This is a genomic window from Microcystis sp. M049S2 (genome assembly GCF_020245625.1).
GTDB lineage: Bacteria > Cyanobacteriota > Cyanobacteriia > Cyanobacteriales > Microcystaceae > Microcystis > Microcystis ichthyoblabe_A.
The window spans coordinates 14,097-30,197 of the sequence record NZ_JADBUN010000156.1; the positions used below are offsets into that span (position 1 = coordinate 14,097).

12 protein-coding genes and 1 pseudogene are annotated in these 16,101 nt (G+C 42.6%); 6 read left to right on the top strand and 7 right to left on the bottom strand.

The window, feature by feature from the left end; translation table 11 throughout:
- Positions 1-473 precede the first annotated feature (473 nt).
- Positions 474-1,487: a cytochrome d ubiquinol oxidase subunit II gene (gene cydB / locus IM496_RS13770; RefSeq protein WP_287662238.1), complete on the bottom strand. Its 1,014-nt coding sequence runs from the start codon at positions 1,485-1,487 to the stop codon at positions 474-476.
- 8 nt (positions 1,488-1,495) lie between these two features.
- The gene (locus IM496_RS13775; RefSeq protein ID WP_287234382.1) at positions 1,496-2,923 is read right to left on the bottom strand and encodes a cytochrome ubiquinol oxidase subunit I; all 1,428 of its coding nucleotides are present in this window, start codon (positions 2,921-2,923) and stop codon (positions 1,496-1,498) included.
- A 232-nt stretch (positions 2,924-3,155) separates the two neighbouring features.
- Here IM496_RS13775 and mnmG point away from each other — a divergent pair, with 232 nt between their 5' ends.
- On the top strand, positions 3,156-5,063 hold the full coding sequence (mnmG, locus tag IM496_RS13780) for a tRNA uridine-5-carboxymethylaminomethyl(34) synthesis enzyme MnmG (RefSeq protein ID WP_159297283.1): 1,908 nt from the start codon (positions 3,156-3,158) through the stop codon (positions 5,061-5,063).
- A 499-nt stretch (positions 5,064-5,562) separates the two neighbouring features.
- Here mnmG and IM496_RS13785 read toward each other — a convergent pair.
- Positions 5,563-6,035, bottom strand: a pseudogene (locus IM496_RS13785) (tetratricopeptide repeat protein); the annotation flags it as partial.
- Between the two features lie 418 nt (positions 6,036-6,453).
- On the opposite strand from IM496_RS13785, the gene hisIE reads away from it, so the two are divergent.
- From hisIE to IM496_RS13805, 4 genes are all read left to right on the top strand, one after another.
- The gene (gene hisIE / locus IM496_RS13790; protein WP_194013226.1) at positions 6,454-7,089 is read left to right on the top strand and encodes a bifunctional phosphoribosyl-AMP cyclohydrolase/phosphoribosyl-ATP diphosphatase HisIE; all 636 of its coding nucleotides are present in this window, start codon (positions 6,454-6,456) and stop codon (positions 7,087-7,089) included.
- Between the two features lie 239 nt (positions 7,090-7,328).
- Positions 7,329-8,714, top strand: coding sequence for a dihydrolipoyl dehydrogenase family protein (locus tag IM496_RS13795; protein ID WP_287662240.1), 1,386 nt, complete (start codon positions 7,329-7,331; stop codon positions 8,712-8,714).
- Positions 8,715-8,741: 27 nt separating this feature from the next.
- Positions 8,742-9,365, top strand: a complete 624-nt coding sequence (gene tmk / locus IM496_RS13800; protein ID WP_287662241.1) for a dTMP kinase — start codon at positions 8,742-8,744, stop codon at positions 9,363-9,365.
- A gap of 4 nt (positions 9,366-9,369) precedes the next feature.
- A complete protein-coding gene (locus tag IM496_RS13805) occupies positions 9,370-10,884 on the top strand; it encodes a thymidylate synthase (RefSeq protein ID WP_287662242.1) in 1,515 nt (504 codons plus the stop codon).
- A 320-nt stretch (positions 10,885-11,204) separates the two neighbouring features.
- On the opposite strand, the gene IM496_RS13810 is transcribed toward IM496_RS13805, so the two are convergent.
- The 4 genes from IM496_RS13810 to IM496_RS13825 form a co-directional block, all read right to left on the bottom strand.
- A complete protein-coding gene (locus IM496_RS13810; RefSeq protein ID WP_271938316.1) occupies positions 11,205-11,636 on the bottom strand; it encodes a DUF4278 domain-containing protein in 432 nt (143 codons plus the stop codon).
- 767 nt (positions 11,637-12,403) lie between these two features.
- Entirely contained in the window at positions 12,404-13,180 is a 777-nt protein-coding gene (locus tag IM496_RS13815; RefSeq protein WP_287662243.1) for an ABC transporter ATP-binding protein, read from the bottom strand.
- Positions 13,181-13,984: an ABC transporter permease gene (locus IM496_RS13820; RefSeq protein WP_287662244.1), complete on the bottom strand. Its 804-nt coding sequence runs from the start codon at positions 13,982-13,984 to the stop codon at positions 13,181-13,183.
- 495 nt (positions 13,985-14,479) lie between these two features.
- Positions 14,480-15,355: an ABC transporter ATP-binding protein gene (locus IM496_RS13825; RefSeq protein ID WP_194016692.1), complete on the bottom strand. Its 876-nt coding sequence runs from the start codon at positions 15,353-15,355 to the stop codon at positions 14,480-14,482.
- Between the two features lie 164 nt (positions 15,356-15,519).
- Here IM496_RS13825 and IM496_RS13830 point away from each other — a divergent pair, with 164 nt between their 5' ends.
- Positions 15,520-16,020 (top strand): L,D-transpeptidase, encoded by a 501-nt coding sequence (locus IM496_RS13830; RefSeq protein ID WP_287662245.1) that lies wholly within the window; start codon positions 15,520-15,522, stop codon positions 16,018-16,020.
- Positions 16,021-16,101: the final 81 nt, after the last annotated feature.

Sequence of the window (16,101 nt, forward strand, 5' to 3'; positions counted from 1 at the left end):
TGTTTCAGCTAATTTATTGCAATAGATTCTCCCGATTCCTCCTCCTTAAACACAGGATAAAGATGTTTCAGCTTGACCCTAGCATCGCTGGTCGTAAACGTCCATATTACCGTAGATGCAGGGTGAGAGCATCTCAAAAGCTATTGACAATTGGCCAATTTTGTGATCCCCATGGGCATTTCAGGTGATACCAGTCAATCAGAATAGTTACGAAATCGACCAAATGGGTCGATTTTTGCTTAACAATTGAGATAGCCAATTCTCCTCAAATATGCCTGAATCGCTCTCTGGGTAAGCAACTCACATAAAGTTCATTTTGTCAAGGATTGTTAAGATGCGCTCACCCTGCCCCAATCCCTTTACTATTGCCTATTGCCTCCTTTCAACAAACAATTTAAATTACCAACAGCTTAGAGAGTTTCCCCTTAAAAATCCCACCGAAGAAGATTGATAACTCAAATCGGCAACGTCATCTATTCTCCGTAGGATTCAGCAGTAATTTTACCCCGAAAAACGATGTAATTATAAACCGTATAGGCTAGTAAAATTGGGATTAAAAAACCCACAAAAGTCAGCATAAACACCAAAGAACTAGGGGCGGCCGCCGCTTGATAAATTGTCACTGACGGGGGAATAATATCGGGGAAAATCAACAATCCCAAACCGATAAAAGAGAGCATAAACAGCAATACTGTCCAGACCATGGGGGTGTTTTCTTCCTGTAGTTGCAAACTCCGCAGTAATAAACCCAGTAAGACCACAGCTAGAATCGGGATGAGGATAAAGATGTAAATTAGTCGAGGGTCAAATAAACGCTGACGGATATGGTCAGAAAGCAGCGGCGTACTGATGGTGATAAAGACAGCACCGATAAAAGTGGTAATAGCGGCAATTTTTGCCGTTTTATAGTGAACTTCCTGTAAATTACCCGTAGTTTTCAGAATTAGGTAAGTGGAACCCACTAAAACATAAGCTTGGATTAAAGTTAGAGACACTAGAATTGATCGCCATGTTAACCAATCAAAGGGACCGCCGGCAAAATGACCCAATTCATCCACTTTAATGCCCTCAAAAACCGCACCGAGGGCGAATCCTTGCCCCAAAGCGGCCAAAAAACTGCCGAGTCCGAAGGCATAATTCCAGAACAACTTGCGACGAGAATGTTCACGAAACTCGAAGGAAACAGCCCGAAATAACAGCCCCACTACCATAATCACTGCTGGCAGGTATAAAGCGTTTAAAATTGTCCCGTAAGCTAGGGGAAACGCCCCAAACAGGGAACCACCCATCAAAACAATCCAAGTTTCGTTAGCATCCCAAACATTGCCCAAACTGGTCATTAAAATACTGCGACGCTTCTCGGAGGAGGAAGTCAGGGAAAGAATTCCCACCCCCAAGTCAAAACCATCGAGGAGGACGTATAGAAACAGGAATAAACCCAGAATAAAAAACCAAATTTGTGGCAAAAAATACTGTAACGGTTCCATAGTTCCTCCTATTGTTGCGCTTCTAGGGAACGAGGATTTAGTTCTGGTGAGGTCACTTTTTCCTGTTGAGTCCCCGGCAGTGGTAAGTTAAGATTTGGTCCCTGACGGATAATAAGACTACCGAAATAGAGAGCAGAAACCAAGAAAACGACATAAATCGCCGTAATTCCGATTAAAGAGGTTAAAATCTCGCCTGCGGGCAGTTTAGAAGCAGCATCCACTGTCCGGATTTGATTGTAAACCGTCCAGGGTTGACGACCGACACAACGGACAATCCAACCGGTTTCAACCGCAAGATAACCCAGAGGGGCCGCAAAAACCCAAGCGCGCAGTAACCATTTTTGACTGTCGATTTTTTCGTTACTCAGTTGACCGCGCAGCCATTGCCCGACAGTTACAGTCATTAAAGAAGCGAGAAAAAGACCGATAGCGACCATAATCCGGAAGGAATAATAGATTAGCCCCACCATGTGCGGTCTGTCTTCGTATTTCCACGTTTTTAAGCCGAGAACAGGTTCCGATAACTTGGGTTTTAACTCCAAAAGATAACCCAAAGCATTAGGAATCTTCACTTCCCAGCTATTTGTCTCCGCTTTATCCTTGGGTAAAGCAACCAAACTCCAACCGGCAGTTTCTCCCGCAGGAATAGTTTCCCATTGCGCTTCCATGGCGGCTAATTTAGCCGGTTGATAGTGATACACTTGTTCGGCACTAAGATGACCGACAAAAATTTGCAAGGGAGCGATAACAATCGCTAGAGTAAGAATAATTTTGAGAGAACGACTAAAAAAGCTAATGTGACGTTTATTGAGCAAATACCAAGCACTAATCCCACCAATGACGAAAAGAGAAGTTTCCAGAGTTGCGAAAAACATATGCAGGAAACTATTAACCATGAAGGGATTGAGAATCGCTTGTAGGTAGTCCTGAACGATAAATTTACCATCCACGAAGATGCCACCGGCGGGGGTTTGCAGCCAAGAATTAGCGGTTAAAATCCAGAAAGTGGAAAGATTAGCCCCGAAAGCGACGAGAATTGTCGCTAGGAAGTGAATTAACGGGGGAACTCGTCCCCAACCAAACAGCATAATTCCTAGAAAACTAGCCTCTAGCATAAAGGCCATGGTTCCCTCGAAACCGAGGATAGTTCCGAAAAAGTCCCCCACTGCTTCCGAAAAAGGCGCCCAATTCATGCCAAACTGAAAAGCCATCGGTAAACCAGAAGCAACTCCAATGCCGAAATTGAGAATGTAGAGTTTTGACCAGAAGCGAGCGTGATGATAGTAGTCCGGATTGCGGGTTTTTAGCCATAATCCTTCGACAATAACTAGATAAATTCCCATACCAGTGGTTAACACCGGCCAAAGCATATGAAAAATAGCGGTGATGGCGAATTGTATCCGCGACAAAGCAACGGGATTGGCAAGTAAATCCATGATTATAATCTTTAAACGATCGTGAAAATATCATAAGCACCTATAATACTTAGCCAGTAATACCCTGAAAAGGCAAGGGTAAATAGGGATTATATAGATTGTTTTTAGATTTATGCGATCGCTTTGGTGTTAGTCAATGACTTAGTTAGTATTCTTGTATTATATTGGGGGGAAAACTCAGAAAAATTGCTAGAATATTAGCCTGATTAATTAATTTTCCCCTCGATCGAGTATGACTTTCTCCTCAGCCGCAGACTTTCAAGACGAATTTGATGTCATCGTCGTCGGGGCGGGCCATTCCGGCTGTGAAGCGGCCCTAGCCTGCGCCCGTCTCGGTTGTCGTACCCTTCTCCTCACCCTTAATCTCGATAAAATCGCTTGGCAACCCTGTAACCCCGCCGTTGGTGGTCCGGCTAAATCCCAATTAACCCACGAAGTGGACGCTTTAGGCGGCGAAATTGGCAAAATGGCCGACCGCACCTATCTGCAAAAACGGGTTCTTAATGCCTCTCGCGGACCAGCAGTCTGGGCCCTACGGGCCCAAACCGATAAACGGGAATACGCGGCGGTGATGAAAGGTATCGTCGAAACCCAAGCAAATCTGGTTATTCGGGAAGGCATGGCCACAGACCTGATTTTAGGGGCAAATGAGCAAGTTTTAGGGGTAGAAACCTATTTCGGCACTTGTTTCGCCGCTAAAGCCGTCATTTTAACCACTGGCACTTTTTTAGGCGGCAAAATCTGGATCGGCGGCAAATCCATGGCAGCTGGACGGGCGGGCGAATTTGCGGCGGTGGGTTTAACAGAAACCCTTAATCGTCTCGGATTCGAGACCGGTCGCCTAAAAACTGGCACTCCTGCCCGTGTGGATAAGCGTTCGGTGGATTACTCGCGCATGGAACCGCAACCGCCCGATGACGAGGTGCGTTGGTTTAGTTTTGATCCGGAGGTGTGGATCGAACGGGAACAAATGAACTGTCATCTCACCCGCACCACGGCGGCAACTCATCAATTAATCAGAGATAATTTACATTTATCCCCCATTTATGGCGGTTTTATTGACTCCAAAGGGCCGCGTTATTGTCCTAGTATTGAGGATAAAATCGTCCGTTTTGCCGATAAAGAAAGTCATCAAATTTTTATTGAACCGGAAGGGCGCGATATTCCCGAACTTTATATTCAAGGCTTTTCAACGGGACTGCCGGAAAATGTTCAATTAGCAATGCTGCGGACTTTACCCGGTTTAGAAAACTGTGTGATGTTGCGTGCTGCCTATGCAGTGGAATACGATTATTTACCAGCAACTCAGTGTTATCCAACCCTGATGACGAAGAAGATTGAGGGGTTATTTTGTGCGGGACAAATTAACGGCACAACCGGTTATGAAGAAGCGGCAGCCCAGGGACTGGTGGCGGGGATTAATGCGGCGCGGTTTGCTCTAGGAAAAGAGTTAATTGTTTTTCCCCGGGAGGAAAGTTATCTAGGAACTTTGGTCGATGATTTGTGTACCAAGGATCTGCGGGAACCCTATCGAATGTTAACCAGTCGCTCTGAATATCGCTTAGTATTGCGATCGGATAATGCCGATCAAAGATTAACACCTTTAGGGCGAGAAATTGGTTTAATTGATAACCGGCGTTGGCAATTATTCCAGAGCAAACAAGCTAATATTATCGCTGAAAAAGAACGCCTACACGAAACGAGAATTAAAGAACGGGATGAGGTGGCAATCGCCATCGTTAAGGATACAGAACAAAAAATCAAAGGTTCTCTCTCTTTAGCGGATTTACTGCGTCGTCCTAGCTTGCATTATCTCGATCTCGATCGCTATGGTTTGGGTAATCCCGATTTAAATTTAGCCGAAAGAGAAGGGGTAGAAATTGAAATTAAATATTCCGGTTATCTGAAACGACAACAAAATCAAATCGACCAAATTAGTCGCCACAGTAACCGTCATTTATCCCCCGATATTGACTACATGAAAATCGAAACTTTGTCAATGGAATCCCGGGAAAAATTAACAAAAATTAAACCCGCCACCATCGGCCAAGCCTCGCGAATTGGCGGAGTCAATCCCGCCGATATTAACGCTTTATTAGTGTATTTAGAAATGCGGCAGATGTCGGCAGTTAAAAGTTAGTAAATAATCCTGATTATCAGCGATCAAGAGTTATTATTGGCTGCTTAATTAGGGTTTGCTGAATAAATGTGAAATGTAGGCAAGGTAAGGGTTTTTTGGCTTTTCTCGCCAAACAGGTGCAAGATTTTGAGAGAATCGTGCTTCAAAACCTTGCGTCTTCATCGGCCCGCGTCCTGTAGGGGCGAAGCATTCGGGCAATAACCTATCGGTGAAACCGTAGATTTTCTATCCGAATGCTTCGCCCGTACTTTTTGCCGCAAACCCTAATTTGGGACAGCCAGCGAGTTCAAAACAGCCGTGAGTTCCGAGGTGTAAAATCGGAAAGCGAAAGGCTTGTTTTTTGGGCGTTGTCAAATTGAAAGATGCTCCGAATCAGCTTGGAACTGAAATTACTTTGACTTGCCCTGAGCCAAGTCGAAGGGTAGCAAGGATTGCATTGCATCTTTCATATTCTGATCTGACAACGCCCGAATTGTCGGATCTGTTGTGCCAGTTCTTCCTAGTATTTATCCTGTAGTTGTCGGCGCATTCCTTCGAGTTGTTGATTGTCGGTGTTCCAGTTATCAAGTGCTTTTTGTGCATCGGGATCGGTAACTTTGGCATTAATCAAACGATTGTAATCGGCGAGATCGGCGGTAGTAGCGAGGTTGAGCCATTCAAAAGCTTTTTCGGGTTGGTTTTGTTGGATAAGGACTTCGGCGAGAGTGATGACGGTTCTTTCGTTAGCAGCTAAAAAATCCTTGCGATCGTGGCGGGATAACTCGCTACGAGTTTTTAAAGTAAATTATCGATCGCCTTTTGGTACTATCCGAGGGAACGGTAAGCGTTTCCTAAATTGCCTAAAGAATTGGCTTACCTTTGGCGATCGCTGATCTCCCTTTTGATGGCTAAAGACTGTTGCTGGAACTCGATCGCCTTTTGGTACTATCCGAGGGAGTAGTCAGCGTTTCCTAAACTGCCTAAAGAATTGGCTTACCCTTGAGGTGGTTCTCTCCTCAAACTTTCGCGACCTTACAGAAGCCTGTTCTCCTATGCCCTAGGATACAGTTCAAAACCTCTAAAATAATTAGTTTCTTTGGTACTTGACGCTTAGAGCTTTTACCTATAGGAGCATTCCCCTATAGAACCCCATAACTTTAGTTTTCAAGGCTTCGGCCGTGAGCTTTTGCCGAACGGTGCGTTCATCGGTTGATGACTGGGTTTTTTAAGCGGCTGCTTACTCTGCCCGCTATTCTTGATATCATACATCCTATCAAGTCGCCCTAAAAGGGCGAGGCTTTAAACCCAATTTTTCGGTAAATTTGTGCGGCCATTTAGGGGAATTCCTCAAGGCTATATAATTAAGCTTTGGGCAATTTGTCCCACCATAATTCTTGACCGCGAAAAACTGATGTCCTCTTTACTCTCCGCTATTCCCCTCGACGCGATCGCTTATAATCCCCAGGGTTTAGTACCAGCAATCGCTCAAGACTATCTTGATGGTACAGTGTTAATGATGGCCTGGATGAATCGGGAATCTCTCGAAAAAACCCTCACCACCGGGGAAGCGTGGTATTGGAGTCGTTCTCGTCAAGAATTATGGCACAAAGGAGCCACCTCAGGCCATATCCAAAAAGTGCGTCAAATTCGCTACGATTGCGATAGTGATGCTATCTTGCTAACTATTGAGCAAATTGGTGATATTGCCTGTCATACCGGCGAAAGAAGCTGTTTTCACCAAGTAAACTGGCAAAAATCACCACCAGCGGCCGACACCCTCTCGGAATTGTTTAAGGTAATTTGCGATCGCAGGGACGATCCTCATCCGGAATCCTACACCTGTAAACTTTTGGCCGGGGGAGATAACAAAATTCTCAAGAAAATCGGCGAAGAATCGGCAGAAGTGGTCATGGCCTGCAAAGATAATGATGGCGATGCTATTGTTGCAGAAGTGGCCGATCTTTTTTATCATACTCTCGTCGCCCTCGCCTATCATCAAGTCCCCCTGCGAGATGTCTATAAAAAACTGCAAGACCGGCGCCGGTAATCAGTTAAGGGATTAGGGGTTAGGGGATAGGGGATAGGTGGTAGGGAAATGGGGGAATGGGGAAATGGGGAGACCACTTCGTGCGCGTTGCGGGGGGAAGTGGGGAAGTGGGGGAATTTCAACTAAAACCCTTAAACCCTAACACCCTAACACCCTAACACCCCAAAACCCCCAACACCTTTTTTGACTTTTGACTTTTGACTTTTGACTTTTGACTTTTGACTTTTGACTTTATATTTGTGGTTTACGACTTAGTAATTATCGGTGCCACTCCTGCGGGGATAGAAGCGGCTTTGTTGGCTGTTCACCTCAAAAAAAGGGTGGCTTTAGTGCAACAGCCTTCTAGCGACAATTTAGAGGCATCTGAGGAAATTTTTAGCAAGGGGTACAGCCAAATTATCCATCTCTATAAACTGCTGAATCATTGGCAAGAAACGGCCATTTATCCCCAATGGCAACGGTTGCGGCAATGGTTAGAGGAAGTGGATAAAACTATTAATAAACATCATTCTTTGGCAAGATTAGCCACGGAAGGAATAGATGTGATCCCGGGTGGGGGGGAATTTGTCCGGCTGCCCCATTTAGGATTCGTGGTTAACGGTCGGCAATTGTTGGCTAAACACTATCTTATCGCCCCGGGTTTTTATCCACAAGTCCCGAAAATTTTTGGCTTAGATGAGGTTAATTATTTTACCGCTCAAACCCTTTGGCAAGAGCCAAATTTAGACAAGTTGGGACAACATTTAGCGATTATTGGCAACAGCAGCATGGCTGTGAGTTTAGCGCAAATTCTCCGACGTTTGGGGAAAGAAATTAGCTTAATTATCGAGGATAATTATCTACTGCCGGATATTGATCGGGAAATATGCCATTTAGTTACTGCCATTTTAGAAGCGGAAGGAATTAAGATTTTACCCGGCTATTGTCCTAGTCAAGTAAAAGCGATCGAGGGTCAAAAATGGCTACAATTAGGCAATCGCGTCATCGAAGTTGATGATCTCATTTTTGCTGGTAATTATCAAGTCAATGAACGGGGATTAAATTTGGCTGGGGTGGGAGTTAAACTAGAGCAAGGATTAATTAGGGTTAATCAGCAATTACAAACCGATAATTCCCGCATTTATGCCCTAAATTTGCTCAGAAATAATTATCCCGATCCTACTTTAAATCACCGGGCTGCTTTTGGGTTAGTCAAGCATCTGCTCACGGGAGAAAAATTTAACTTTAATCCCGATCAAATTCCCTCATTTATTGCTTTTGAGCCGGCTATTGCTTGGGTGGGTTTAACTGAAAAAGCGGCCCAGGAGATCTATGGTGAGGAGGTAAAGATAATCAACTATCCCATCAAAAATATGATCCCACAGCAAATCTGGGGAGAAACCACCGGATTTTGTCAATTAATCTACCGAGAAGATGGTAAAATACTGGGAGCGCAAATAGTCAGTAATCAGGCAGCAGAAATGATCGGTATCATCGGTTTAGCTTTACAAGAAAATTTAACCATACAATCCCTCAATAAAAATATTTATATTTGGGGAAGTATGGGAGAGATTATCGGAGAAATGACGCAATTAATCCCCCAGAAAAAATCTTGGTTAACTTGGCTAAAAAAATTATTCAGATAATTAGATATAAAAAAAGAAGATTAAATTATGAAACCGAAATTTATTGTCTTTGAAGGTATTGACGGATCTGGAACAAGTACCCAAGCAAAACTCCTACAAGAATATTTTTTCAAGCGAGGGGAAAAAGCAGTTTTAAGTCCGGAACCTTCCGAGGGAGTCATCGGTCGTTTGATTCGAGAAATAATGCAAACTAATCTTATTTCTATCCAAGATAAAAATCAATTTGACCGACAAATGGCTTATCTGTTTGCAGCTGATCGCCATTATCACTTATATAATGATCACGATGGTGTTTTTAAACTTATTCAGCAAGAACAAACCCACGTTATCACTACGCGTTATTATTTTTCTTCCCTGGCCTACAATGGCAATAATCCCGAAGAATTGGCTTTTATTCGGCAGTTAAATCAACATTTTCCCAATCCCGATTTAGTCATTTATATCGATGTTCTTCCCGATATTTCTCTGGCAAGAATTAAAAACCGAGCCATCACAGAAGTGTACGAAAAACAAGAAAAGTTAATGAAAGTTCGTCAGATGTTTCTCCAGATATTTAAAAAATATAAAGATAATTGTTTACAACTGGATGGCAATGATACAATAGAACACCTTCACCAAAATATTATTAATTATCTTGACCGATTAATTTAAATCCATGCTCAGTATAGAAACCACCCCTAGTTCGACAAGCTCACTAACAAAATTCACCTACCAACCCCACTATAAACCTAATCAATTAATCTGTGGTCACGGCCAAACGGCAATTATCACGGGATGGACAGTAAAACAGTCCCTTGCTAAACATTTAAATCCCGACCAATATGCAGTAATTGGTAATCTTTATAGTCCCACCAGAGGAATTAGTCCCCTGCTGAGAAACTTAATCGCAAATCCCCACGTTAGATACTTAGTTATTCTCAACGCTACTAAGGAAGATAAAAACTCCGGTAGCTGTCAGTGTTTGCTAGACTTTTTTAGTCAAGGATTTCAGTTAGGCAAAAGTGACACAGGTAGAGAATGTTGGCTAATTAATTCTCCTATCACGGGATACATTGACAAAGAAATTGACCGAGAAACCCTCGAAAAATTACGTCAATCGATTCAATATCAACTGGTTAAATCCATCCCAGAAGCGATTGAAATTGTCAAAAGTTATGCAGAACAATCTCCCTTACCAACTTGGGGAGAACCCTTAATCTTTCCCATCTTAGAAAATCTTCCTTCTTTGCTACCCGGGACAAGATACGGTCATCGCATTGAAGGCAAAACTATTGCCGAAACTTGGGTAAAAATTCTCCAAAAGATTAAAACCACCGGCACAATTAGACCCACAGGATATGATGGTAAATGGCAAGAATTAATTGACCTAATGGCCGTCGTCACCGATGAACCCCCAGACTTTTATTTTCCCGAACCTAATTATTTGCCTATAGATAGACCTTTTCTCACCGAATATATCGGACAAATTCTCGATGATTCCCCTATACACCAAGGAGTTAAATACACCTATGGTCAAAGATTGCGCTCTTGGTTTGGCCGGGATCAAATTGCACAGGTTATCAATAAATTAATCTCAGAAATTGACGCAGCTAGTGCAGTTATGTCCCTCTGGGATGTGAAAGACCACGAAAAGGGAGGTAGTCCCTGTTTAAATCATATTTGGGTGCGAGTGGTGGAAAATGAATTATCTCTCACCGCAATATTTAGAAGTAATGATATGTTTGCCGCTTGGCCGGCAAATGCCATGGGATTGCGTGCTTTACAGCAACATATTAGGGATGAGATTAGCAACCACTCTGACTACAATTTATCAATTGGTCCATTAATTACTATTAGCCAATCGGCCCATATATACGATGATACTTGGGAGAATGTCGAACGATTAATCGCCACCCAGTACGATAAAATTGTCAATCAGCGCGATTTTTTTGACCCTAGCGGTAACTTTTTGATTTCCGTGGAAAAAGAACAAATTCTCGTCCAACAAACTACCCCCGGCAGTGGGGAAATTGTCGCCTGTTATCAAGGCAAAAATCCCCTCAAATTAATCCGCGAGCTTGCCGCTACCAATCCCGCAATTATTCCCGAACATATCGGTTATCTGGGAATCGAGTTACAAAAGGCATACAACTGTCTCAAGAATAATCAGCCTTATATTCAAGACCAGTAGATAAGTGGGAAGTAGGAAGTGGGGGCATCTCAATAATATTATTGTAGGGGCGAATTGCATTCGCCCTCTTTTAATAACTTCTGCTGCTCACCAAAATCACAAATATAAGATGCACCCAATCAGTGAACTTAAAACTCAAATCTGATAACTCGACCGAATCTAATACCTAATTGGTTAAGCCAAAAGCTTTGATGTGCTTAGTTTCTAACCTTCTTTTTAGGTAAGAGAATTGCCAGATTCTTTCTTTTGCCTTTTGCCTTCAGAAGCTGATAACTGATAACTGATAACTGATAACTGATAACTGATAACTGATAACTCACTTACTGGTCCTTGTTTGTCGAACCAGCACCGCGATATTTGAGAGATGAGGAGCGAATTGGGTTAGCCACCGTGGGATTATTGGTGATTTTAACCTCCGCACCGCGATATTTACCCCCCCGCTCCTTGACAGGAGCCTCGGCGACTGTTGGCTCCATATAGGTGACCCCACGATACTTTTTCTCGCCGGCGGTTTCTGGAGTGGGGACGGGGACATTCTTCTGCTCTTCTCGTCCTTGCCATAAAAAGGTGACGACAATCACAACTGTCAAGAGAATTAATAGCTGAATCTGCCAAGGAGCTAAAACCAGACTCAACACTAAACTAATTACCGTGGCAGCACTGGCGAGATAAGCGATCTCATCGCTGGACTTCTGCCAGAAATAGGCAGCCAAGGCAGCGGTGAACAGTGGCAACAAAAACAAATAGGACATTCTGGGTACACCTTGTCACGCTAGTGAACCAATCTCCCTATATATTACCTCCCTAGCTTCGATCGGCGAAAAATATTAACTCAGCTTATAACTCATATAAGTTTTATTTTGTCAATCCTTCTTTACAATTTGTAAAAATATTGTTACATTTATTTACATGAACTAAAAGTTAAAGCAAAACAGCCAAGACACCAAGCCAGTTCAGATTGTCTCGAAGAGTATAGGACAGAAGATGATTCCTTGAGTCCGAGATAACAGCAAAAAGCTTGGCCTACTAGCTTAAAAAAGTTTTCGGGGTTTGGGTTTACCCCATTGACAGATTTGCTTGAGTTCTCCTACATAACTTAGCGCTACCTCGGCTGGACACCGAGGTTTTTTATTTTTTTACAGCGTTTTCGACTAAGTAAAACGTAGCCTCTCTTATTCTTTGTGTGATAAGTTTAGATTATCTAGAAGCGATCAATCTTTGTGTCCTTTGGGTCTTTGTGGTTCGTTCCAGTTGGTCTCGCGTAGCGAGCGCGTTGCGACCGCCAGCAGGAATGTACCCTATAATACATTTTACCCACCAAACCCAAGAGGACCAAACGTAGATAAATTAATTGAGATTACCTACTTAATTAAAAATTAAGGTTCTTCCGAACTTACACTGTAGAAAATTCCTCAAGCTCCCGCTCTGCCCAGCAATGCTCTAAAGTTGATAAATATCAATCTAAAAAAAACTCAAAGCCTTAGTATACAAGCTTTACAAGCACAAGTTGTTAATAGTTTTACATGACAGGTTCGGTAGAGCCAAAATTAACTTCATTTTGATGCACGGAATCCAAATAAAACTTGATTACATCTTCCGATGCACCCTGACATTGCAGCTGGCCTTTATTCAGCCAAATTGCTTGATCACAAGACTCTTGAATTAAAGTCAAATCGTGGGAAACTACTAAAATAGTAGCGTTAGAATTCCAGAATTTTTTTAAACGTCGTTTACACTTATTTTTAAAACTTTCATCCCCGACGGAAAGGACTTCATCAAGAATAAGAATATCGGGATGAACCTCTGTGGCGATCGCAAATCCCAAACGAGCCACCATCCCAGAAGAAAGAGATTTCACCGGTGCTCCCATGTATTCTTCTAACTCAGCAAAGTCAAGGATATCTTTGGTTTTTTCCTTCATTTCCTGACGAGAAAATCCCAGCATTACCCCATAGAGAATAATATTATCTATTACTGGTAAATCTGGATCAAAACCCGCTCCTAATTCAATTAGAGAAGCAATTTGTCCCCTGACTCTCACCTGTCCTTTTGTCGGTTCTAGAATACCACAAATAACTTTTAGGAGAGTAGATTTTCCTGCGCCATTAGCTCCAATGATACCTAATTTTGCTCCAGAATTAATGACTAAATCTATATCATCTAGAACTAATTTTTTGGCAGGTTGACGATATTTGCCTTCAAGAAGAGAGAAGATTGTCCTTTTTAGATCGTAGGAAAATTCTTCTTGAGTGCGTCTTTCGAGAGACACTTGATCGAGTCGAATTACTTCTGTCATTTATAATAAATCCATAAATAAATGTCGCCATAGTCGGAAGCAAGTCCAACCAATTCCTAAGATAATGATCCCACCGAGTAGAGATTGAAAAATCAAACCAAAATCTGGTAATCCGGGGGAAAGGGACAATTGGCGAATACTTTCAATTACTGGTAATAATGGGTTTAATATCAGGAATGGTTGTACGGAGGGAGGAATAATTTCTGGAGGATAGAAAATCGGGCTGCTAATCCAAGCGACAAAACAAACAATTTCGTAAAAATAGGGTAAGTCTCTGAAGAAAACGTAGAGGGTACTGACAAAAAAACCCACTCCCGTGCAAACTAGAGAAAGACCGATCACGGGAAAAATCAGAGCAATTACATTAAGTAAACTTTGAGACTTCCAGAGAGTTACTATGGCCAAAAGGGGAAAGATACTAATAGCAAATTGAAAAATATTTGCCACTACCATCGAAAGGGGAAAGATGCTAACTGGCAGACGAATTTTATTTAAAATACTGCCATTACCAACGATACTAGGTAAAGCTTGGTTAGTGGAAGCATTAAAAAAATTTATTACTACTAAACCAGTGAAAGCCGCTAGGACATAGTTAACTATAGAATTATCAAAATAAGAGGCGAAAACCGTGCCGAAAATTGCCGTGTATAGTGCCGTCATAATCAGGGGATTTAACAAGGACCAGTAAACCCCCAGAAAAGAACCCCGATAGCGTCCCTTGAGATTACGTTCCACTAAAACACTAAGCAATTCGTAATATCGCCGCGCTGTTGACCATCTAGTTTTTGCTTGGAGATCGGTCATAGGGATAATTGTCATCTCGTCAGTATTCAGTGCCTTATTCTAAACGATTACCGTCAATTTTGTCTATCGATCGAGGGAGTACTCTAGTTTTTATCCAGTCCCCGACGACTCTCCCTCTCCAGAAAAAGTTCCCTTCTTGGTCGATTTATCTGGCTCAAAAAGCTTAAAAATTGCTAAAAGCCTCTTTTTTTAGGGTTGAATTCGGTTTTTAGAGACAGCCTCAGCTAATTGACCTAGACTCTAAGCTGTTAAGTATTTAAATTGCTTGTTGAGATGAGGCAAGAGGCAACAGGCAAGGGGCAACAGTAAAGGGATTGGGGGAAATTCAGCTAATCTAAGGATAGGCAGTTAAAATGTGTCTTAGCTTATCAGGTTGCCCCATAAAATTGACACCAGATCAAAGCCAAGAAATGCCGATTTAAACACAGCTAATCTCAGAAAAACCGGAGTCAAAAACCGATAACTGAACAACTTCCTAATAGCCAAACCAAGAATTTAATCTAATTGATGTCCCGTCAGTTCCACAAAGATATCTTCTAGGTTGGAAGGGCGGCACATTACTCCAGTTTTATCACTCAAAGTGTCCAGATAAGAGTTAGCATCGGCCACAGTGGGGAAGAATTTATAATCGATTTTATCGCCAACTTGTTTGATAACTAAACCCTCGCCATACTTAGCACGAAAATCCGTTAGAGTTCCTAATTCGATTAATTTGCCCGCATCCATAATGCCAATTCTGCCCGGTTTTCCTGCGGCGTTATCCTGACAGAGAAATTCCACTTCTTCCATGTAGTGAGTGGTTAACAAAATTGTCATTCCTTGCTGGTTTAAATCGCGAATTACTTCCCACAAACGACGACGATTTTGGGGATCTAAACCGACAGTCGGTTCATCGAGAAAGAGGATTTTTGGTTCGTGAAGAAGAGCGCGAGCAATCTGTAAACGTCGTTTCATCCCTCCGGAAAGAGTTTTGGCAAGGGTAGATTTTCGATCGCTTAAACTGACATAATCTAAATAGCGATCGATTAATTCCTGTCTCTGGGGATTGGGGATATGGTGCATCCGTCCGTGAAATTCCATATTTTCCCAGACGGTTAATTCCCCATCAACGCTAATCTGTTGTAAGACTACCCCAATATTTTTCTTCACCTGATCGCGGTATTTTTTGACATTATACCCCGCCACTTCGATTTCTCCTTGACTTGCTTCGGTTAGAGTGATAATCATGCGGATTGTCGTCGATTTTCCCGCACCGTTGGGACCGAGCAAACCAAAGATTTCCCCTTTTTCGATGGCAAAGGAAAGCTCGTTAACTACTGGGAGATTATTATAGATTTTAGAAACGCGATCGAGAGCAATAGCGGCGGTCATAGTTACAAAACTTAATATTCTAGCTATGGATTAGTGTAACCGAATTAGCCCAACTCGACGGCGATTTTATCCTTCCCCCTCGGGATCATCCTATTGACTTTGGTTTGACATCTTCACAATCAGATTAGAATACGGATAAAAAATCTTGACTTTGCTGGTATCAGATGCGAGTTTTTCTGCCAATTCTGTGTTTATGTCTAGGAATAGGGGAATTTTTCCTCAATCCCCCCATTAGTCCCGTCAATTCCTTTCCCGCAACCACGGTAACTCGAACGGAAACCCGTTTGCTGCTAAATTTAAAAAAAAGACGGGTTTTTGTTTACCAAGGACAGAAAATGATCGCTTCTTACCCAGTGGCGATCGGTCGTCCGGGTTGGGAAACCCCGACGGGACAATTTAGGGTGATTCAGATGGTGCGGGAACCAGTCTGGGAACATCCTTTCACTGGTCAACTGGTGCCATCGGGAAAAAACAACCCCTTAGGGGCTCGTTGGATTGGATTTTGGACCGATGGCGCGAATTTTATCGGTTTTCACGGTACACCCCAAGAAAATCTCATCGGCTGGGCCGTCTCCCACGGTTGCGTCAGGATGCGCGATCGAGATATAAAAGCTTTATTTGAAAAGGTAAAAATCGGCACTTCGGTGATAGTAGTCGCTCAATAGAAACAATGGGAAAAAATGTCACATTTACCAACACTTTACCCGATGATGTCGAGAGATCCGTCTTAACCAGTAATTTAGATA

Excerpts from the sequence above, each read along its gene's own strand:
- IM496_RS13775 (WP_287234382.1), bottom strand. The coding sequence starts at position 2,923 with ATGGATTTACTTGCCAATCCCGTTGCTTTGTCGCGGATACAATTCGCC.
- IM496_RS13820 (WP_287662244.1), bottom strand. The coding sequence starts at position 13,984 with ATGACCGATCTCCAAGCAAAAACTAGATGGTCAACAGCGCGGCGATAT.
- tmk (WP_287662241.1), top strand. The coding sequence starts at position 8,742 with ATGAAACCGAAATTTATTGTCTTTGAAGGTATTGACGGATCTGGAACA.
- IM496_RS13815 (WP_287662243.1), bottom strand. The coding sequence starts at position 13,180 with ATGACAGAAGTAATTCGACTCGATCAAGTGTCTCTCGAAAGACGCACT.
- hisIE (WP_194013226.1), top strand. The coding sequence starts at position 6,454 with ATGTCCTCTTTACTCTCCGCTATTCCCCTCGACGCGATCGCTTATAAT.
- IM496_RS13825 (WP_194016692.1), bottom strand. The coding sequence starts at position 15,355 with ATGACCGCCGCTATTGCTCTCGATCGCGTTTCTAAAATCTATAATAAT.
- cydB (WP_287662238.1), bottom strand. The coding sequence starts at position 1,487 with ATGGAACCGTTACAGTATTTTTTGCCACAAATTTGGTTTTTTATTCTG.
- IM496_RS13830 (WP_287662245.1), top strand. The coding sequence starts at position 15,520 with ATGCGAGTTTTTCTGCCAATTCTGTGTTTATGTCTAGGAATAGGGGAA.
- IM496_RS13810 (WP_271938316.1), bottom strand. The coding sequence starts at position 11,636 with ATGTCCTATTTGTTTTTGTTGCCACTGTTCACCGCTGCCTTGGCTGCC.
- IM496_RS13805 (WP_287662242.1), top strand. The coding sequence starts at position 9,370 with ATGCTCAGTATAGAAACCACCCCTAGTTCGACAAGCTCACTAACAAAA.
- mnmG (WP_159297283.1), top strand. The coding sequence starts at position 3,156 with ATGACTTTCTCCTCAGCCGCAGACTTTCAAGACGAATTTGATGTCATC.